At 46.9% G+C, this 20,306-nt stretch carries 23 protein-coding genes; 6 read left to right on the forward strand and 17 right to left on the reverse strand.

The features are described 5' to 3' along the window. Window positions 1-27: 27 nt before the first annotated feature. The 5 genes from GON05_RS37195 to GON05_RS37215 all read right to left on the reverse strand — a co-directional run bounded on the left by GON05_RS37195 (window position 28) and on the right by GON05_RS37215 (window position 5,047). On the reverse strand, window positions 28-522 hold the full coding sequence (locus GON05_RS37195; protein WP_157326495.1) for a DinB family protein: 495 nt from the start codon (window positions 520-522) through the stop codon (window positions 28-30). Between the two features lie 49 nt (window positions 523-571). Next, a complete protein-coding gene (locus tag GON05_RS37200) occupies window positions 572-1,081 on the reverse strand; it encodes a P-loop nucleotide/nucleoside kinase family protein (RefSeq protein ID WP_157326496.1) in 510 nt (169 codons plus the stop codon). 332 nt (window positions 1,082-1,413) lie between these two features. Beyond that, complete coding sequence (locus GON05_RS37205) at window positions 1,414-1,887, reverse strand: (2Fe-2S)-binding protein (RefSeq protein ID WP_157326497.1); 474 nt, start codon at window positions 1,885-1,887, stop codon at window positions 1,414-1,416. Window positions 1,888-1,889: 2 nt separating this feature from the next. Further along, a complete protein-coding gene (locus tag GON05_RS37210; protein ID WP_157326498.1) occupies window positions 1,890-2,729 on the reverse strand; it encodes an FAD binding domain-containing protein in 840 nt (279 codons plus the stop codon). After that, window positions 2,726-5,047 carry a xanthine dehydrogenase family protein molybdopterin-binding subunit gene (locus tag GON05_RS37215; RefSeq protein ID WP_246239752.1) on the reverse strand — a complete coding sequence of 774 codons (2,322 nt, stop codon included), beginning with the start codon at window positions 5,045-5,047 and terminating at the stop codon, window positions 2,726-2,728. The genes GON05_RS37210 and GON05_RS37215 overlap by 4 nt, the downstream gene beginning before the upstream one ends. Before the next feature lie 189 nt (window positions 5,048-5,236). Here GON05_RS37215 and GON05_RS37220 point away from each other — a divergent pair, with 189 nt between their 5' ends. Next, entirely contained in the window at window positions 5,237-5,617 is a 381-nt protein-coding gene (locus GON05_RS37220; RefSeq protein WP_157326499.1) for a YmaF family protein, read from the forward strand. Between the two features lie 74 nt (window positions 5,618-5,691). Here the strand turns inward: GON05_RS37220 and GON05_RS37225 are convergent, their stop codons facing one another. Then, entirely contained in the window at window positions 5,692-7,329 is a 1,638-nt protein-coding gene (locus GON05_RS37225; protein WP_157326500.1) for a PAS domain-containing sensor histidine kinase, read from the reverse strand. Between the two features lie 183 nt (window positions 7,330-7,512). Here GON05_RS37225 and GON05_RS37230 point away from each other — a divergent pair, with 183 nt between their 5' ends. Both GON05_RS37230 and GON05_RS37235 read left to right on the forward strand, forming a co-directional pair. Further along, on the forward strand, window positions 7,513-7,764 hold the full coding sequence (locus GON05_RS37230) for a hypothetical protein (RefSeq protein WP_157326501.1): 252 nt from the start codon (window positions 7,513-7,515) through the stop codon (window positions 7,762-7,764). A 96-nt stretch (window positions 7,765-7,860) separates the two neighbouring features. Next, entirely contained in the window at window positions 7,861-8,289 is a 429-nt protein-coding gene (locus GON05_RS37235; RefSeq protein ID WP_157326502.1) for a cupin domain-containing protein, read from the forward strand. Between the two features lie 51 nt (window positions 8,290-8,340). On the opposite strand, the gene GON05_RS37240 is transcribed toward GON05_RS37235, so the two are convergent. Genes GON05_RS37240 through GON05_RS37250 form a run of 3 tightly spaced genes read right to left on the reverse strand, consistent with a single transcriptional unit; the run spans window position 8,341 to window position 10,357 of the window. Next, entirely contained in the window at window positions 8,341-9,513 is a 1,173-nt protein-coding gene (locus GON05_RS37240; RefSeq protein WP_157326503.1) for an alanyl-tRNA editing protein, read from the reverse strand. After that, window positions 9,506-9,958 (reverse strand): GNAT family N-acetyltransferase, encoded by a 453-nt coding sequence (locus GON05_RS37245; protein WP_181646477.1) that lies wholly within the window; start codon window positions 9,956-9,958, stop codon window positions 9,506-9,508. The genes GON05_RS37240 and GON05_RS37245 overlap by 8 nt, the downstream gene beginning before the upstream one ends. 21 nt (window positions 9,959-9,979) lie before the next feature. After that, a complete protein-coding gene (locus GON05_RS37250; RefSeq protein WP_157326504.1) occupies window positions 9,980-10,357 on the reverse strand; it encodes a ribosomal maturation YjgA family protein in 378 nt (125 codons plus the stop codon). Between the two features lie 131 nt (window positions 10,358-10,488). Here GON05_RS37250 and GON05_RS37255 point away from each other — a divergent pair, with 131 nt between their 5' ends. Then, window positions 10,489-11,985, forward strand: a complete 1,497-nt coding sequence (locus GON05_RS37255; protein WP_157326505.1) for a peptide MFS transporter — start codon at window positions 10,489-10,491, stop codon at window positions 11,983-11,985. A 218-nt stretch (window positions 11,986-12,203) separates the two neighbouring features. Here GON05_RS37255 and GON05_RS37260 read toward each other — a convergent pair whose 3' ends face one another. Continuing rightward, window positions 12,204-12,434 carry a hypothetical protein gene (locus tag GON05_RS37260; protein WP_157326506.1) on the reverse strand — a complete coding sequence of 77 codons (231 nt, stop codon included), beginning with the start codon at window positions 12,432-12,434 and terminating at the stop codon, window positions 12,204-12,206. Between the two features lie 116 nt (window positions 12,435-12,550). On the opposite strand from GON05_RS37260, the gene GON05_RS37265 reads away from it, so the two are divergent. After that, window positions 12,551-12,715, forward strand: a complete 165-nt coding sequence (locus GON05_RS37265; protein WP_157326507.1) for a hypothetical protein — start codon at window positions 12,551-12,553, stop codon at window positions 12,713-12,715. A 251-nt stretch (window positions 12,716-12,966) separates the two neighbouring features. On the opposite strand, the gene GON05_RS37270 is transcribed toward GON05_RS37265, so the two are convergent. Both GON05_RS37270 and GON05_RS37275 read right to left on the reverse strand, forming a co-directional pair. Beyond that, a complete protein-coding gene (locus GON05_RS37270) occupies window positions 12,967-13,443 on the reverse strand; it encodes a GNAT family N-acetyltransferase (protein WP_157326508.1) in 477 nt (158 codons plus the stop codon). A 22-nt stretch (window positions 13,444-13,465) separates the two neighbouring features. Then, window positions 13,466-14,302 (reverse strand): MmyB family transcriptional regulator, encoded by an 837-nt coding sequence (locus tag GON05_RS37275; RefSeq protein WP_181646478.1) that lies wholly within the window; start codon window positions 14,300-14,302, stop codon window positions 13,466-13,468. A gap of 141 nt (window positions 14,303-14,443) precedes the next feature. Here GON05_RS37275 and fabF point away from each other — a divergent pair, with 141 nt between their 5' ends. Further along, entirely contained in the window at window positions 14,444-15,682 is a 1,239-nt protein-coding gene (gene fabF, locus GON05_RS37280) for a beta-ketoacyl-ACP synthase II (protein WP_157326509.1), read from the forward strand. Between the two features lie 61 nt (window positions 15,683-15,743). Here fabF and GON05_RS37285 read toward each other — a convergent pair whose 3' ends face one another. From GON05_RS37285 to tdh, 5 genes are all read right to left on the reverse strand, one after another. Next, entirely contained in the window at window positions 15,744-16,832 is a 1,089-nt protein-coding gene (locus GON05_RS37285; RefSeq protein WP_309492056.1) for a PQQ-dependent sugar dehydrogenase, read from the reverse strand. Then, the gene (locus GON05_RS37290; protein ID WP_157326510.1) at window positions 16,829-17,137 is read right to left on the reverse strand and encodes a hypothetical protein; all 309 of its coding nucleotides are present in this window, start codon (window positions 17,135-17,137) and stop codon (window positions 16,829-16,831) included. The genes GON05_RS37285 and GON05_RS37290 overlap by 4 nt, the downstream gene beginning before the upstream one ends. Before the next feature lie 172 nt (window positions 17,138-17,309). Continuing rightward, window positions 17,310-17,867, reverse strand: coding sequence for an Hcp family type VI secretion system effector (locus GON05_RS37295; RefSeq protein WP_157326511.1), 558 nt, complete (start codon window positions 17,865-17,867; stop codon window positions 17,310-17,312). Between the two features lie 128 nt (window positions 17,868-17,995). After that, a complete protein-coding gene (locus GON05_RS37300) occupies window positions 17,996-19,171 on the reverse strand; it encodes a glycine C-acetyltransferase (RefSeq protein WP_157326512.1) in 1,176 nt (391 codons plus the stop codon). 21 nt (window positions 19,172-19,192) lie between these two features. After that, a complete protein-coding gene (gene tdh, locus GON05_RS37305; protein ID WP_157326513.1) occupies window positions 19,193-20,233 on the reverse strand; it encodes an L-threonine 3-dehydrogenase in 1,041 nt (346 codons plus the stop codon). Window positions 20,234-20,306: the final 73 nt, after the last annotated feature.

The raw sequence follows: 20,306 nt of genomic DNA on the forward strand, positions 1-20,306 counted from the left end.
ATCTCCGCCAAGCCTTACACTTATTTTTTATTCAAATGAACGACGAGAAGGCCAGGATCCCTGCAGCTTCCGGATAAACATAATTTGTCCTGTGTGATAAGCATCGTGCATGATCAGACTGTTCACCCAACGCCCAACGGACTGCGAACGATTCGGATACACATGCTCAAAATCATGCTCCTCCCACTGCGCGATCCGATCTCGAATACCTTGGTGGACAGCTTGCAAACGAGTTAAAGTTGTCTCCCATGTCTCGTTTGAAGTAGATGCCACAACAAACGTATCATCATTCGTCATATCCGGATACTCGGACTCTTGTCCAGTCATTCTATACAACAATCGTTCTTTATAAAATATTAAATGATTTAAATTCTCTGCAATCGTATTCACATACTCGCCTTCCGGCCGCCAGTTGGCCTGCTCGGCAGTCAAACCTTGGAGTGCATCCGTAAGCGGCGGATACCAGTCCTCATTCTCATAGCAGCTATCCCATCCATGAAGCAAAAGCTCGATTTTATTCATTCCATTGCCTCCTAAATTTGTTATATCTACATGAATTATAGTATCTCATTCAAAGAGACTTGAAAACTTGATCCAGTAATGAATCGATAGGATGAACCGTGTCCAAAACAAGTTCACCCTCCAAAAATTCCAATCTAACATGCTTATAATGTTCCTTCAATTTATCTAAATCGGTTATTAATTGATTGGCCTTTGGCGCTTTGCTCCTCTCAGCAAGTCGCTGCGCCCAAGTGGACTCATCACTACATATGCAGTGCAAGGACTCCAGCTTTCCTCCTCTTTCCTCGATCCAATGCTTAAACTTCAACACATCATCCGAGTGATTAAACCCATAATCAAGAATGACATCAGCTTCCGTCGCAATAACCGTTTCAAGAAACCGATACAGAAAATCAAAACAGATCTGATTTCTCGCCTCATGTGTGAAGACGTCCTTTGCGACAGCATCATAAATATCATCTTTATGAAGCACAGCTGTCTTAAGCCTTTTGCCAAGTTCATTAGATAAGGTTGTTTTGCCTGTCCCAGCTTTCCCGCGAAATAAGATAATGGATGACATATTTGCTCTTACCCTGATCCGTCTATCTTTTCAGGATCCTCCTTATTGTTTGGCATACTAATGAATTCTAACTTCACCCTTTCATTTCCTTTCATAAAAACAAACCGAGCTTCCGCACCTAATTTGGGAGCATGAAGGGAACTGTGGTCCTCTATCTGGAGAATTACGAGCTATTTTGAAGGTTGAGCGGAACTACAGGCACTTATTTGTCCTCCACAGCTGGATTATCAGCTGAAAATGACAAAATAACGAACTGTAGTTCCCCCACTCTGTGGATGAAGTAGGTTTTCATGAAAATAGAGGATCGTAGTTCCCTTCAATTTCCAATTCACTTATTTCTGCGAGTTCGAGATCACAGACCTGACAGCCTTCCCAATCTCCTCATAACTTGTGCAGCGGCAAATATTGGATTGCAGCCATCTTCGCATCACGTCTTCACTCGCATTGGGGCATTGCTGGCTCAAAGCATGTGCGACCATTATGTAACCCGGTGTACAGAATCCGCACTGAAAAGCAAAATGTTCGACGAAAGCCCTTTGCATGGGCGCATCTCCGCCTAAGCCTTCAATCGTCGTGATGCTGCATCCCGGAGCTTCAATGGCCAACATCAGGCACGATTTGATTGGGACCCCATCCACATTCACCGTACATGCACCGCAATCGCCATTTTCGCAGCCCTCTTTTGCTCCAGTTAGCCCCAATTGCTCGCGCAGCACTCGCAATAGCGTATCCGCGGATCGAATAACAGCGTGATGTCGCTTCTCGTTGACAACGAATTCAACTTCACTTTTGAACGTCCCGCTCATCCTCATCGCCTCCCCTGTTCCAGAGCTGCCATAACATCCAATAGTGTGTTGCGAAGCACAAATGTCCGATAAGCGGCAGTGCTGAGAATGTCATTCAAAATCGGCACAGGCCACCATTGAATGGCGTTATCTACGCGAGTTTCCAAAGTAAGTGAGGTATCGTTTAAAATTTCTTCGATTTTCTTTGATCGAAAAGGTATCGAGCTGACTCCACTGAAAGCAATACGAATCCTTTCTCCTGTATGGAGTCCAGCTATGCGCACGATTGGATAATCGATTCGTTCCAATTTGGTCTTCTTTATCGTCACATAAGGCATTTCCAAATAATTGGCATCGGTTATGATTTGGACAAGAAGTTCACCCGGCTCCAATCGCGGCTCTCCATTCAAAATTTGGCGAATGGGGATTTGACGCACGCCGCTAGGGCCTACCAAAATAACCTCGCTCTCCGCTAGGAGAAAAGGCAGCAGACCCTCGCGATAAATGAACTTTCCACATAAGAGGCCGCCGATTGTAATTTTATTGCGAATGGTATGATCGGCGATGTCTTGAACAGTGTCCGCAAGCAGTGGAAACAAAGGGGTTTCCACAAGCTCATTGAGTGTAAGTGCTGCGCCAATGACGAGCTGATTATGATGAAATTGAAATACGCGGCATTCGGGAATCCCTTTCATGTCAATCACCGCACCTGTGCGGAGCTGATCCATACGTGCCATGGAGATGATTTCAGTCCCACCGGCATAATACAAGGGCGCTTTACCGTTTGCTTCCATGTTCTGAAAGATCGATACTGCTTCATCAAAGGTAGCTGGCTTATAGTATTCAAAGTCAAATGAAATCATTGGCTCCTCCCCATTAATTGCCAGATTACCTCTGGTGTCAAAGGCAGTACGTTCAATTCAATACCGGCTGCAAGCGATAAGGCGTTTGCCAGAGCAGGAGCCATCCCTATGGTTCCATGCTCCCCAACGCCGCGGGCACCAAAGGGACCTTCTGTGAACGGCGTCTCGACAAATTCAACCAAGTACTCCGGATGATCCCCGAACCGGGTCAATTTATAAGACCGCAGCTGCGGATTAAGCACTTGCCCCGCCTGATTAAACAGAAATCCTTCACGCGTGGCAAAGCTCAACCCCATGTTCATTCCGCCTACCACCTGCCCGCGTGCGGTGGCTTCATTAATTACTTTTCCCGCGTCAAAAACAGATGCCGCCCGAAGAACACGGTATGTACATTCGCGAGTATCAAATTCAACTTCAACGGCTTGTGCACCAACGGTCCACTGTTGGCTTGGGATGCCTTTCCCCGTTTCGGGATCAAGCCTTGTAATATCATGGACACGGTATCTGCCACGGCCGATAACCGGTTTGCCCGAAGCACTGCCATTCGGATATTCGTAGCCGCTAACCACTTCACTGACTTTAAGACTGACGATCGGGTCGTCTTTGACATAAATCATGCCTCGGCCGACTGCGAGATCTTGGGGAAGTACTTGTAGAACGATTGATGCATTAGCTTTCAGCTGGGCGATTACATCTTCAGCTGCGTCCTGAACAGCACGACCGACCATCATCGTACTGCTGCTTGACACTGTTTTCCAATGCTCAGGTGTGATTTGGGTATCCACATCCATTTTGACATGAACATCCTTCACATCCATATCCAGCTGCTCGGCCAGGATCTGCGCCATGACGGTACGGTTACCTTGGCCTATCTCAATCGATCCTACGCTGAGATTCGCGCTGCCGTCGTGATTGAATGTGATCGTAGCCCCGCTTCCGGTATCGATGCCAGAGCCCGAGGCTTTCCACACACAGGCCATCCCTTTCACCCTGACTTTATCACGGTCAACCTTTGTACATTGACCCTGATCCCACTCGATCAGCGTCTTCAACTTGCTAATGCATAACGGTAGATCCCCCACCGAACTTCGTGTAAGGGGTGCTTGCGTTGGCGTCGTATCGCCTGGCTGGATTGCATTGCGAAACCGCAAATCCAAAGGATCCATCCCGAGCTTCTTCGCAAGCATATCCATCGTACGCTCCATACAATAAAGGGCTTCCGTATGCCCAAATCCCCGAAATGCCGTTGCATAAGGATGATTCGTGTAGACACACAAAGAGTCGCACCACACGTTTTCTACACGATAAGGCCCCGTGCAGTCGATTGCTCCCGCTACGGTCACCGTTGCTCCCTCGTCTGTATAGCCACCTGTATCAAATAAAAACGTAATTTCAGCTGCGGTTAATCTGCCGTCTCGGGTAGCGCCGAGCTTGACTTTCGCTTCCAGGCCAATGTGACAAGGGGAACTGACCATGTCCGTTTCACGAGAATTATTGATTTTGACAGGACGGCCGCCGCAAGCTTTGGATGCCAGATACGCCATGTATTCTAATTGAATGGAGCCCTTGCCGCCAAATCCGCCGCCTACAAAAGGCACATGCACGATCACCTTGGACTGCTCCACTTGAAAAAAGCGCTCAAAGGCACGTTTTATCATAAAAGGATCTTGCGTCGACGTTTGAATGTTGATTAAACCGCTTGGCTTTGCTTCAACGATGGCACAACGCGGTTCCATCGCGCAATGATCTGACGAATTGAACGCATATGTTCCTTCCACTGTCGTTTCACTTGCTGCCCAGCCTGAGGCCATGTCACCTTTTCTGATTTTGACTAAATTGCCGATGTTGGTTCCTGGAACAGGATACACATCACCGAACTTTTGATAGCTGCCCAAATCTTCATGTATTAATGAAGCATTCTGTTGTAAGGCAACACTGGGTGAATGAACAACAGGTAGCTGTTCGTATTTCACTCGTATACAGGCTGCAGCGTGCTTGGCAATCTGCTCCGTTTCCGCCACAACGACGGCAATCGGCTCGCCGTAATACCTCACTTTCTTCCAGGCGAGCGGCGGGCGGTCTGCTAGAAGAGTACCTGTTAGGACGGGGGAGTCTTCTCCCCGAACAATGGCGTGAACACCGCTCACTGCAAGTGCATCCGTAATATCAATCGATAAAATTAACGCATGCGAATAGGGGCTGGTCACGAGCCAACCATGCAGCATACCTGGAGATTGTGTATCGTTCGTATATGTAGCGAAACCGGTTACCTTATCCCGGGATTCAAGTCTTGGGATGCCCTTTCCTATTACGCTCAACTTAACCACTCCTACTCTATTACGACATACATGATGGATGATAAAGCTGGTGTTTTCTATCATCTTATCAAGATTCAACTTGTCCTATTCCGGTCCCAGAAATAGGTCCTTTTTTGGTCGTCTGTCCAAGCCAAGTATGAAAGCGGTACATACATTAATAGCATCTTGTTTCGAGAGGATGATGGGATCATGGCGAAAGTCAAGCAAGGAGACGAAGGACCTGTTCAGTTCAAACATCGAATGGAGGGTTTGACGACTCGCGTACAAGGACATCAACATGCTTTTGGGAATTTGACTGATTTGTTCATTCCTGATAATGGCAGACACCGTCACAATTTCCGCGGCATTACAACGACAGCGGACGGACACAGGCATTCCTACTCCGGTCAAACAGGACTCAACATTGGCAATGGTCCCAACCATTTTCACCGCTTTTCAATTCGAACCAACGTTGCCGACGGCCATCGCCATATCATTTCCGGAAGAACAACTGGACTTATTCGTCTCATGGGCATGCTTGGACACAAATTAATTATTGAAAAAGTCGTACGGGAACGTGTGAAAAAATAATCATTCAGTCATTATAAAAAGGACTGCTCCTAGTAGATAACCTACTATTGAGCAGTCCTTTTTTTGTTTTAAGTTCATTGAACCGAACTTTCTTCATCAAGTGGCAGATAGACATGTACGGTGGTTCCTTGATCGATTTCACTCTCGATCTTAAGGCATCCACGGTGAGCTTCGATGATTTTATGACAAACCATTAAACCTAAGCCCGTCCCTTTCTCTTTGGTTGTGTAGAAAGGTTCGCCTAGTATCGCCAATCTCTCCTCCGAGATGCCGCAGCCATCGTCAATGAAACGAATTTGAACCTTGACGTCATCCGACTTCAACTCGATAATGACATTTCCTCCGTCTGGCATAGCTTCAATCGCATTTTTAAGAATATTAATGAAGACCTGTTTCAGTTGATTTTCTTCGCATTTGATGAAAGGAATTTCAGTCAAGATCTCTGTATGAATTTGCACATTATTAAGTATGGCTTGGGTTTGCAGCAGGGAGATGACATCTTGCAGGATCTTCCGGATATCTCTCATTTCAAAATTAATCACCTGCGGTTTCGCAATGACCATAAACTCGCTCACGATATCGTTAATTCGGTCCAATTCCGATAACATGATTTGAAAATAATACTGATAATTTTCTACTTTTGACTGTAGAAGCTGTACAAAACCTCTCAACGAAGTCAAAGGATTTCGAATCTCATGGGCGACCCCTGCCGCGAGCTGCCCAACGATGGACAGCTTTTCTGATTTGAGCAGCAGCTCTTCCGTTCGTTTACGTTCTGTAATATCTTTGGCTATGCCGTAGACGCCGTCAATTTTATTATTAATATAGATGGGAACCATTTTCAAATTTAATTCGATTTGATTTCCTTCTTTATGCATAAGTGTTATTTCCGTATTGTTGGATTCGCCCTGCATCGCTTTTACAAACAGCTGACATGCCTTCTCATGGTCACTGGAAACATGAAAGGGCAGAAATGTCTGCTGCGTGCACTCTTCTTCCGTATAGCCGGTAATTTTCTCAGTAGCCGCATTAACCGACAGCACATTCCCCTTTAAATCCATCGTGAAAATCGCATCCGGATTGTGCTCGACAAGCGATTTATAGCTCTGTTCCCGCATTTCCAGCATACATTGCGCCCGTTTATGCTCCGTGATGTCTCGGCATAACAACTGCACCGCAGGCTCGCCAAGAAAGACGATCGGCACCTCTCTTACATCAACATCAATAACTTGCTGATCGAGTCGCAAAAACTTTTGATCCATCGGTTCCGTTGGCTGCTTGTCTTCGGTAATTTGGCGGACCCGTTTCATTGTAATATCTACAAAATCGGGGTGCACAAATGTCATGACGGATTGTCCGATGAGCTCTTCAGGCGAATTGGCACCCAACACTCTGGCACCGGCAGGGTTAATGAAAATGATGATCCCATCGCTATGAACAACGATTGGCTCCGGCGAATGCTCTACCAGGACTCGGTACCGCTCCTCGCTCTCCAACAATGCCTTTTTCAACCGTTTTAAACAAAAATACAAAATAAATGCGGTAATCACGACATAAAAAAGACCTTTTGATGAATTTACGGAAATGGCATCGGTCAAGTTCACACGATCAATGAATCGATCTGATAGAATAACCCACAAACTTCCAAACAAGACATAAAGCAAGGTCACTTTCAAAGAGCTTTTTACCCTTACTACAGACTTCTTGTGCATATCGATCTACTCTTCCTTAACCCTGCAATTTTATGGGATAGCGGTGTAATTTGCTTATTGATTATATCATTTATTCTTCAAAATGCTTATTGGATCTTTCTCCCATTCCTTCCTATTTCCACGCACTAGTTCTATTGGACGAACATATACTAGAATAAGACAGCTAGAGAGGAGGTATTCACGATGAAAAAAGCGGATTCCTATCGAATTTGTAAGAAGTACCTCAATCGCGAAGTGATGATCAAAACAACACACGGCACTTACAAAGGTACCATTGTCAAAGTGGACAATAATAAAGTCTATCTGAAACCGGCGCGAAACGGTAACAAGGCGCAAATCTCTTTTCTGCCGTTTATTTTACCGCTCGTCCTGTTTGATCTTTTGGCGATTGCCTTACTGGATACTAGACCTTTTTTCCCTTTCCGTCCTTGCTAATGATCAATCGAAAACCCTCATCTCCTTAGATGAGGGTTTTTCTGCATGAAACTTCATCCTTCTTAATAGTTTGAATCAAAGGAGGTGTGTTTGAACATGGAGCCAACACGATCATGTCGACTCATTCGTTCATCTCGCACATACCATGGCAAACAAGGCTTCGACTATGCGGAGGCCATATCCAAGGAAAGCGTTGACTCGCAAGGCATATGCATGCATCTGCTGACGATTCCCCCCGGCAAGCGAGCAAAAGCCCACTTGCATGAACAACATGAAACAGCCATCTATATGCTGCAAGGGAAATCGGCCATGTGGTACGGCGAGAAACTTGACCAGCATATGGAGGTGGAAGAAGGCGATTTTCTGTACATCCCTGCCGGGATGCCTCATATGCCCTATAACCCTAGCGAAAGCGAGCCCTGCACCGCCCTGCTGGCAAGAACCGATCCAAATGAACAGGAAAGCGTTCGTTTACTTCCTGAGCTTGAAACGATATGGCAGAAACAGCGCACATCCGCCGATTAACCGTAAAACAGGCAGCTGACCCAATGAAGGTGAGCTGCCTGATCTTCTTACTTATAAAGCACTAAGCTGTTTTTTTGCGTGCTCCAAGAATGCTGCGGCGTCATCCCATGAGGGAAATCCCGCTTGGGCGACTTTGTCGCTCCCGCCGCCTTTGCCTTGGTAGGCAGCCAAATTCGCTTTGAAGAATGCGCCGCAGGATAACGATGCGCTATTATTCGCTAATACAACTTTATTCTCCGCAAGGGTGGCAAGCAGTACGGGGCAATCGCTCTGGACAGCCAGCTTGCCAGCGAGGTTTTGCAAATCTTTTAGAGACTTATTTTCGAAAACGCGGACTATCAAGTTCCCTTCTCGTTGGGCGAGAAGCTCAGCTGCGACATAGGTGTCGTTCTCTTCTTTTAACTGGACTAGTTCCGCTTGCAGCTGTTTCGTCTCGAACTCCCACTTCTCCAAACGATCGATAATTTCGTCTTTACCGGTGTTGAATTTGATGGATAATGTCCCCAAAATCTTCAGGCTATCATTAAACTCCTGGAGCGCACGATATCCACATTTAAAATAAATCCGCGTATTCCCCTTCTGCTTCTCCGCTTTCAGCAGCTTGATCATCCCGATTTCGCCCGTTGACGAAACATGTGTGCCTCCACATGCGTTATATTCCACACCTTGAATTTCAACAATTCGGATGTTTTCCGTCACCTTGGGTTGTTTCACCAGCGGCAGCTTGGCCAATTCCTCTTCCGTAACAAAATAACTGGTGACTGTTCGGTTCTTATAGATCTGCTCATTCACTTCTTTCTCAATAGCCGCCAACTGTTCAGGTGAGAGTTCCGGTTGTTCCACATCAATGGTGGCATAATCCGTGCCCAAGTGAAAAGAGACAGTCATTGCCTGGTAGAGATCACGGCATACCGCTGATAACAAATGTTGGCCGCTATGCTGCTGCATATGATCAAACCTTCGCTGCCAATTCACCTCGCAGGACACAGTGCCCTCTCCAGGGAGACTCGCCACTTTATGCAGGACGTTCTCCTCTTCACTGATGACATCCAATACAGGCACGCCGTTGATATGCCCTTCATCGCAAGGCTGTCCGCCCCCATGTGGATAAAAGGCTGTCTCCTCCAGAAGGACATAAACCCCGTCTTCTCTCTCTATAACGCGGCTGATCGTTGTTTGCCATTCTCGGATATAGGCAGAATCGTAGTACAGCTTATTAGACATGTGAATCTTCCTTTCTTATTTCGGCTAGATCAAGTTCCGGGAAGACATGGTGTTCCATGACAACATAATCTTTTCCGCCTTTTGTAAATTGCTTATCTGTTACGGCCAACCCGAATTTTTCATAAAATGAGACCTTGTTGCTCCTTGCATTGCAAAAAATGCGCTTCACACCTGCCTGCTTAGCTTCCGTAAGCATGTGGCGAAGCAGATGGCTGCCGTAGCCTTTGCCTTGATCAGATACCTTGGTGGCAAATTTTCGAAATTGAGCCTCATCTCCCTGGATAAATAGCGATACGACAGAAAGAAGCGCCTCCGCTTCAAAAAGTCCGTAGTGTACGCCTTCATCGTCATCCGAAAGTTGAACATAAGCCAGTTCACGCTCCGGCCACATCACTTCATGCCGCAGCTGCCAGGCCTGCTCTTTTTGAATGCGTCTAATTTCCATTTCATCATCTCCAAAGCCGAATTAACGCTTACTGCGCTGGAAGGCAATCTTGTCAACGATCCATGCAGCAGCAATGCCTATCACATATCGAGCTAAATCAATTGCCAAAAATCCTCTGCCAAGGATCAGCGAGCCAACGACTGTGCTTCTAACCGCTACAATCCGTTCCGCTTGGTATAACTGACTGAATTCAATGCCAAAGCAGAAGATGACGCTCCATCCTGCTGCCCAAGCTAACGATCTTTTTGTACAAATAAACCGAAATCCGAAGTAAATCATGCTCGCCCAAAGGATGTCTCCAGCGTTTACAGTGATTATATCAGGAAGTACATTCGGGAACCTTCTTGAACTTAACCCTAAGACGATCGTCACGATGATGGCTGCAGCATATTTTAGCATGATTTCCCCTTTCCTTCGAATATGGACTTAATTAAAGTGTAGAACTTTATCTACATGGGAAATCTACCTTGTGGGGATACAGCATAAAGCTCATAAAGCTCACAACTAGGTTAACTAAAGGAGATTACTTCATGACCGACATAAATGAAAAAAAGAATATTGTCTCAAGTGTTCCACAACACGGTTTCCTCGGTCACCCGAAAGGGTTATTCACACTCTTTTTCACAGAATTTTGGGAACGTTTTTCTTATTACGGCATGCGGGCAATTCTTGTTTTTTATATGTATTATGAAGTTTCCAAAGGCGGATTGGGCATAGCCGAAAATACCGCTCTTGCCATTATGTCGATTTACGGCTCACTTGTCTATATGTCCGGCATTATTGGCGGGTGGTTGTCTGATCGGATTTTTGGAAATTCAAAAGCTGTCCTATATGGCGGCATATTCATTATGCTAGGCCATATAGTATTAGCTATACCAGGAAGCGTCGCGCTATTTTTTGTTTCTATGGTGCTGATTGTGTTAGGGACAGGCATGCTAAAACCAAACGTATCCAGCATTGTAGGCGAAATCTATAGTGAAGAGGACGCCCGCCGCGATGCAGGATTCAGCATTTTCTACATGGGTATCAATCTCGGAGGCTTCATTGCCCCATTGATCGTCGGTACGATAGGGATGAATGTTAATTTCCACTTGGGCTTCGGATTAGCGGCAATCGGCATGTTTCTTGGGTTAGCTGTGTTTCTGTTGACGAAGAAAAAAAGCTTGGGACTCGCAGGTACATTTGTCGTCAATCCGCTTTCACCATCAGAGAAAACAAAGGTCATGACATGGATTGGACTAGGTGCCGTAATCATCATCCTAATACTTGTCATAACGATCCCTGCGGGGTACCTCACTTTTCAGACTTTTAGTGCCATCGTTGGCCTGCTGGGTATCCTGATTCCAACCATTTACTTCATTGTCATGTATAGAAGCCCTAAGACCACAACCATCGAGCGCTCCAGAGTTCTAGCCTATATCCCGCTTTTTATTGCGTCTGTCATGTTCTGGGCCATTGAGGAGCAGGGATCAACGATTCTCGCCAATTATGCGGACCGGCGGACACAGCTTGACTTTGCAGGCATACATATCTCTCCAGCTTGGTTCCAATCCTTGAATCCATTATTTATTATCGTATTTGCGCCGATTTTTGCATGGATTTGGGTCAAGCTCGGGGACCGGCAGCCTTCCATCCCCACCAAGTTTTCAATAGGTTTGCTGTTGGCCGGCGTATCCTTTCTCGTCATCCTCCTGCCCGCTTATTTCGGCGGCAATGAATCGCTCGTTAATCCGCTATGGCTTGTACTCAGCTATTTCATTGTCGTGCTCGGAGAATTATGCTTGTCTCCAGTCGGGCTCTCGGCAACGACCAAGTTAGCGCCTGCGGCCTTTTTAGCCCAGACCATGAGTTTGTGGTTCTTGTCAAATGCTGCAGCCCAAGCCATCAACGCGCAGATCGTGAAATTTTACTCGCCCGACTCGGAAATGCTGTATTTCGGTGTTATCGGCGTGATTGCATTGGTCCTAAGTGTCATTCTTTTTCTAATGACTCCAAAAATTCAAGGCTTTATGAAAGGCGTCCGCTGAAAACAAAAGAACCTCCACTCCCACGTATTTAGTGGAATGTGGAGGCTTTTTTGCATAAACTAATATATGGTTTCTAACCATGATCATGAACATTAACGTGCTTTTCTTTTTCTGCGATGAAAAACAAACCAAGCGATTCCAATGATGCCAGCAAGCAGCACAGCGCTAAAAAAGAGAATGTAGCTCAAATGAAATAAACGAATGGGAATCCCTCCTGTTTAAATGATGGCTTGTTCAGGAAAGCCGTGCGACGCGATGGAAATAATGCGCCACGAATCCTCACCGCTCACGAAATCGAATTCGTTATACGCAGAATCTTCGTGACGATCACAAGCATGCAGCGCGTACTCGTCGTTGCCGATCCGAAATGTTGCTGATTCCTCACAATACGAACAAATTGCTGATTGACTCTTTTCTACTTTCAACCTTTTCACCCACCGTACACTCATGTCATTACTATCCAGAATGCCACTTTTTTAGCATTTCCATACCTCAGGCATGAAACTTGTCCCAGGCACATAAGATAAATTAAAGAATAAAGCGTTTTCAAAAGGAGTTGATGTTCATGTTCGATCCGCGAGAATGGACTAAACAACTGAAATCGATCCATGGCATTGTTAGAATCATTTATGTCAACGAACATACCGGATTAGCCAAACTTCGTTGTACCTTCACCAAGGAGCAGCAGAAAGCACTGGAACGTGAGGACAAAAAACTATCTCATACGTAAATAGAGCCGTTTAAAAGGAACGCTGGATAGCGTTCCTTTTTTTGTGTGCTATAAACGAAAAGTCCTGACTAGGCTAGGCGAGCACCTTCATCTTTTGTGAAATAACGCCGATTACTCCAGCTAATTCCCTCCTCTGAGCCATGTTTGGGCTATTTACATGGATTATCTCCATTTAATCAGAAGAGATTAAAGCTAATACGGGAAGTGTGTGACGATTTAGCAGGAGCCGCGGCACTTGCTTTCCCATAAATTCAGACTAACTTCATCGTCCAAGAGGTCCCCACTACCCCGCAAAACACAAACTCAAGCTTCTCATACATGCGCACAGCAGCTAGATTATTTGGATCAACACTTAAAGATAAAGATGGGAAGCCATCTTTCTGTGCTTGTTTGATCAACTCTTGCATCAGCTTAAAGCCTACTCCCTGACCTCGATACGCCGGTAAAACAGCAATCCCTAACTCCGGAGTCTCATGATCAACAAATCCATATCCTCGATTGGATTCATCAAATAACCTGTACCAACCTGCGCCTACCGGCACATTGTTCATTAAAGCTAGTAAAGCCATATCCCCTTGTCTTCCCCAGCCCTCGTGATATTTCTTTAAATGAGGAGCATTCAACAATTCCAGTTTAGGCGGCTTGTTCTCCAAAATGTGAATCGATTCATACTGCATATCCATCAAAAAGTCGTAGTCGTTCTCGTCCATTTTTCTAAAAGACAGCATCCTATCCTCACATCCTCATACCCTAAATTCTACTCATCAACTGCTTTACTTTAGAATCCGAGTCCGAACCAGGTGACGACGTATACACGCTGCATCTTAAATCCGCTCGGCCCTGCACCTGCAATGTCGTCAAATCAAATAAAAGCTTCCCTGCCTTCGCATGACGAAACTCGATGAACACTTCCGGAGCGCTGCTCACATCGCTCTGATTCCAAAATGTCCGAAAATCCTGATTCTCTCCGCTAATGCGCTCAATAAACTCGCTATACCAATTATCACCCAGATATTGACCATAATAGGAGCGGAACATCGCCAAAAAGCCCATCGCAAACTCACGCCAGTTCACAGCCAAAGCTCTTAATTCTTTCCTCGTAAAAAGCAGCCAAATCAGATTCCGCTCTTCCAACGGAACCAGTGCAAAATCCAGGAATACTGCCGCGGCCGCTTGATTCCAACCGACGATATTACATCTGCGATCCGAAATAATGGTGGGACAATCATGAAGCTCCTCCAAAATTCGATTCAAAGCAGGCGATATTGTCGGTGCCTGATCAACAATGGTTGTTGGCGCTGGCTGCTCAAGAGCCAGCATGAACAAATATTGGCGCTCATCCTGGTTGAGCTGTAGAGCAAAGGCGATTCGGTCCAGCACCTGCACTGACATTTTGATTTCTCTCCCCTGCTCTAACCAGGTATACCAGGTTGTGCTCACGCCAGCGATTGTCGCTACTTCTTCCCTGCGGAGGCCGGGCGTGCGTCTCCGGCTGCCGCCAAGAAGCCCCGCATCACTGGGTTTAAGCCTTGCCCGGTGAGTGGTTAAGAACGCAGAAAGAGCTTGCAGCCGTTCCTTCGTATTCACATCATTTTCCCCCTTCACATCTCATCATAGAAGTCATTATACCAGTATAAACGATAACTTGTAATAGGATAATAAGTGTGACATTCTATTGATATCAGGTACTAAGAGCAAGTTATGAAAAATACCAAGGAGGCGTTATCTATGAAGCGTGTAGTTGTGACAGGGATGGGCGTAATTACGCCAATTGGCAATCAAGTCGAACGTTTTTGGCAAAATCTCATCAATGGAACATCAGGTATTTCTACAATCGATCACATGGATGTATCCGAATATAAAACCACTATCGCAGGGGTCGTGCGAGATTTCGATGCGGAAGCAGCCGTCGGTCGACGGGAAGTCCGCCGTATGGATCGCTATACACAATTTGCTATTGCCGCAGCCAAGCAAGCCATGGAGGATGCGAACCTTACCATTGATGCAACGAATGAGGAACGCGTCGGCGTCTACATTGGTTCTGGTATTGGAGGCATTCATACCATTCTGGACAATTACCGGACTCTGATGTCCCGCGGACCAGGCCGCGTCAGCCCGACCGTCGTGCCGATGATGATCGCCAACATGGCAGCGGCGCAAGTCAGCATCTTGTTCGGCGCCAAAGGCCCTACCCTTGCGCCGGTAACAGCCTGCGCCACAGGCAACAATGCCATCGGCGAAGCCTTTAAGCTGATCCAGCGCGGAGGCGCAGACGCCGTCATTGCCGGAGGCGCCGAAGCGACGATCACCGATCTCGCGCTGGCGGGCTTCGGCAACGCGACAGCCTTGTCGACGCGTAACGATGCGCCGACGCAGGCGAGCCGCCCTTTCGATGCGCAGCGCGACGGATTCGTCGCCGCCGAAGGCGCCGGCGTGCTCGTGCTGGAGTCGCTCGAGCATGCCGAGCGCCGCGGTGCCCGCATCCATGCCGAGATCATCGGCTATGGCTCGACTTCGGACGCCTACCACATTGTGGCGACCGATCCTGAAGGCGCGGGTGCCTACCGGGCCATGCGCGATGCGCTGGCCGATGCCGGCCTGGCGCCAGAGGAGCTCGACACCATCAACGCGCACGCGACAAGCACGCCTGCCGGTGATTTGTCGGAGACGCGCGCCATCAAGCGGCTTCTTGGCAGCCGCGCGTACGACGTTCCTATCAGCGCGAACAAGTCCATGATTGGGCACATGCTTGGCGCAGCCGGTGGCGTAGAAGCTGTCGCGTTGATCAAAACCTTGCAGGACGGGATCATTCCTCCTACCATTAACTTGGAGAATCCAGATCCAGAGTGCGATCTCGATTATGTACCACTCGTAGCCAGAAAGGCGGAGCTCAATTACGGGTTATCCAGTTCCTTCGGGTTCGGCGGCCATAATGCCGTGCTGGTTTTCAAGAAAACGACTGCCTAACTGATCCAATAAAAAAACCTAATCCGTTCAGCCGCAGCTGCGTGGGTTAGGTTTTTTGCTTTTACTTTTTAAGCATCAGAAGACGGTCATCGCTCGCCGAAGGACTTCCTCTACCATCCGTGTTGTTAGTCAGCACATAAATATCCCCATTATGCAGCCTTACGTCACGCAGTCTCCCTTCACCCTCCAATACGGCAGCCATTTGCTTGGTGTCAGGGTTGAACCTGTATAACTTCTTCCCGACTAAAGTTGCGATCAAAATTTGTCCGTCTGCATCTATGTCAATCCCCGATGGTGCAATGGCGGTATCTCCCGTTTGGTACAGCGGAGTTACCATCCCTTCCTTTTTCTCATTTCCGATTATAACCGGCCACCCGTAATTGTTGCCTTTTTCAATGAGATTGATTTCATCATGCCCGCCAGGATTTCCTGAAGGACCATGTTCAGAGCTAAACATGCGCCCCTGCTTGTCCCACGCAATCCCTTGTGAATTTCGGTGCCCATATGAATAAACATAAGACTTGGCAAATGGATTATCAGATGGGACTTTGCCATCCAATGTCATGCGCAATATTTTGCCCGCTGAGCTATTCAAGTCTTGTGCAAGCTTGTCTACTCCCGAGTCACCAGTTGTCATATACAACATATTATCAGGGCCGATCGCAAGTCTGCCCCCATTATGAATCTGACCGCTAGGAATGCCTTCGAGGAATGATTTGATTTCCTTCCATTCGCCATTTATCTCCTGCAGAACGATGACTCGATTGAAAATCTTGCCGCCTTCCTCATAGGTATGATAAGCATAGGCTTGGCGCGATTTTTGAAAATCAGGAGCCAGTTGAATCCCGAGAAACCCACCTTCTCCTTGTACCTTCAGGGGTTTGTTAAGCTTCACCTTTTGACGTGACACAGAGCCATTACTTATTTTGACAATACTTCCTTCACGCTCGCTCACATAGACGGTTTCCTCATCGAACTGAATCGACCACGGTGTTCGCAGCTTTTCAGCGAGGATCGTGTAGGCATTGCCTGCCTTTGTCTGGCTCTCAACCGTTTTCGACTTCGTCGTTGAACTGAGTTTGTCCGAGCAAGCTGAGCTTAGCAAGATTACCGCCATCCCAACAATCCCTATTCCCACCAATCTAATCACACGCGCGCCCCCTTATTACGTAATGAAAATAAACCTTTGACGAAAAAGATCATACTTATCAGCCACAGCATCCCAATCATCGCGATCATGAGAGAATTATAAATAGAACTGGTAAAAGCTCTAGTTTCAAGCAACCGTATCCACCAAAGAGCACCAATAGAGAACAAAACCAAATGGATCAAAAACCACCCATACCCCATTCGCTTGAATTTAAGCATTAAGAAAAGGACGACAGCCATCACCGGCAGCATAACGATCAGGAAGCCCGCTCTCAAGTACACGATGACCTCCTCTTCCATAAACATAACGCTCTTCCCTCCTCAATATCTGAGAAATAATTCCAATTATATCGACATCGAGAAGAGAAGTACAGTTTACATAATCCCCCTGCTTATATGAAAATAGGGCTACCCAAAAGGCCTTTTCAGTCCTCTCGAGTAAGCCCTATCGCTTCCCATAAATCCTTATCAATCTGTCTTACTTTTTCTGATTTTTTGTGAAGTCCCAACCGCCTGTCACTGTACTTGTCGTCTTTCCATCTGGACCTACAACATTGTATTTAAAAGTAATGGCTCCATACGTGAGTTCAATGCTCTCATGCGTATCGTATAGGCTAAAATTGCTGACGAGGACTTTTTCCAAATCAATAACGAGGCTAACTTGCCTTTCATTGCCCGTGTTTTTTACGAAAACAATTTGGCCCTTCTCAATCGCTTTCCCTGTCGTTGTATTTAAAAATAAGGGAATCGAGGCGGAATCAAAGTTTTTGTTGATCGATATTGGCTGAGCAGTAGCTTTGCCTGCGGCAGATCCGCTTCCGACAGCCACCGTCGCCTTATTGGTCACTTCGAACGAGAAATCATTAAGCTGAATCCACTTCTCATACCCTCTTGTGATCGAATCCCCGTTAATGCCATCCAGTTTCAAAAAAATGTCATAATCATCACTTGCAGCCGCTGCCGGAACTACGCTAAACGCGAGCACCAACACGCTAAGAATAAAGAAGATAAAAGCCTGTTTACGGAACTTACTCAACCCCATCACTCCTCATCGGTTATGTTACAAAATGTAACCATCGACCTAATTATATAGGAGCAAGTGACTTTCTATTCCGCAAATCTTTGTCCACATAAGAAAAATGCCGCGGTGCCGTCTACACTGCTTTACACCAATCCAAATTCCTTGCCAACCTTCTGCAGGCTGTTCAAAGCAAACGCTAAATCCTCTTTCGTGTGTTGTGCCGTCACAATCAAACGTACACGCCCTTTGTCCATGGCAACGGTCGGGTAAACGATCCCTTGCGCGAATACGCCTTCTTCCAGCAAGCGATCCGAGAAACGCATCGTTTGTGCAGGATCTCCGATAATGATGGGGATAATCGGCGTTTCACTTGCTCCGGTGTCGAAGCCTAAACGCTGCAATTCACTGCGGAATCCATTGGCGTTCGCCCATAATTGGGTTACCAAGTCCTCGCTCTCGCGCAGCACCTGAATCGCCGCCAAGCACGTAGCTGCTACTGCTGGCGTCTGCGAAGTGCTGAACAGGAACGGTCTTGCCGTATGAATCAAGTGTTCCTTCAACAATTGCGCACCGGCTACATACCCGCCAACAGCACCAATCGCTTTGGACAGTGTCCCGATCTGAATGTGAACACGTCCATGAAGCCCGAAATGATCGGTTGAGCCTTTGCCGTTCTTCCCTAATACGCCGCTCGCATGGGCATCATCGACATACACAATGGCATCATAAGCTTCTGCCAATTGTACGATTTCAGGCAGCGGCGCGATGTCGCCGTCCATACTAAATACGCCATCTGTTACCACAACACGCTTGCGATGCTTTTGCGTTTCTTTCAGCACAGCTTCAAGCTGATTCATATCTTTATGGGCGAATATTTTACGGCTCGCCTTCGTCAAGCGAATGCCATCAATGATGCTGGCATGATTCAATTCATCGCTGATGACGACGTCGTCTGCGCCAAGAATCGAAGACAATGCGCCTTGATTCGTTGTAAAACCCGATTGAAACACGAGCGCCGCTTCCGTACCCTTAAAGGCAGCCAGCTCCAGCTCCAGCTGTTCGTGAATATCCAGCGTCCCTGTAATGGTGCGCACGGAGCCGCTGCCGACGCCGTATTTCTCTATGGCAGCAATCGCTGCTTGCTTCAATCTGGGATGATGAGTCAATCCCAAATAATTGTTGGAGGACATTTGGAGAATTTTGCGTCCGTTCAAATTCATCCATGTATCCGAACCGCTTTCCCATACTTTTATCGTGCGGTAACGTCCATCGCGCTTCCAGCCTTCAATATCTGCCGCCAAATCATTTAAGTAATTCATCTTTGCCCTCCCGAGCCTTTTTTAGTGAGTAAACACGATTTTTCCGCATTGCCCTTTATGCATCAAACGGAACGCTTCCTCGTACTGATCCAGCGTGAATCTGTGGGTGATGACGGATGCGAGATCAACCCGGTGTTGATTCAATAACCCTTTCATTTGATACCAGGTTTGGTACATTTTACGGCCCGTGATGCCTTCTACCTTGAGGCCTTTGAAAATAATTTGATTCGTTACGTCCAAGCTGACTTCTTTTGTAGGGATTCCAAGCAAGGACACCCTGCCTGCATTGGCCGCAGCTTCAAACGCATCCGCAATCGCTACTGGGTTCCCGGACATTTCAAGTACAACCTCAACGCCTTCACCGTCTGTCAGTCTGCGCAGCTCTTCAGATGTACGCGCTTCCATCGCGTTTATCGTTACATCCGCCCCCATTTGCAAAGCCATCTTTAATCGGTTTGGATTAATATCTACCGCATAAATCGCTCCTGCTCCACAAGCTTTGGCTACTTTAATGGCAAGCAAGCCAATCGGTCCTACACCGATAATCGCCACTGTTTTACCCACGATGTCTCCGGACAAAACGGTTTGCACCGCATTCCCTAGCGGATCTTGCAAACAAGCGATTTCAAATGGCAGCTCAGGCGCATTATGAATAATATTACTTGCTTTCACAACCGCATATTCGGCAAAACATCCCGGCGCGGTAATCCCAAAGCTTTTCGTATTCGGACAAACATGCCCGTTTCCGGTTCGACAAGCCTTGCAGGTACCGCAAATCATATGTCCTTCCGCTGAAACATGATCTCCGATCTTAACGCCTCGTACGCGGTCCCCGATGTCAACGACGATGCCCGCAAACTCATGCCCGAAGACATTAGGTGTCAGCACCGTTTTATCAGCCCAAGCATCCCAATTGTAAATGTGCAAATCCGTTCCGCAGATGGAAGTTGCCTTAATGTGAACGAGTACTTCATCGTCACCAATCGTGGGAACAGGAACTTCCTTTAGTGTAGCACCGGGTCCACGGTGTTCTTTAACCAACCCTATCATTGTTGCGCCCATCATTTTTCCCCCTAGGACAAATATGCAATATAATACACATACGTGCGTTTTACTGTCTATATATACCATACTA

The sequence above is a fragment of the Paenibacillus anseongensis genome (assembly GCF_009757995.1).
In the GTDB taxonomy this organism is placed as follows: domain Bacteria; phylum Bacillota; class Bacilli; order Paenibacillales; family NBRC-103111; genus Paenibacillus_E; species Paenibacillus_E chondroitinus.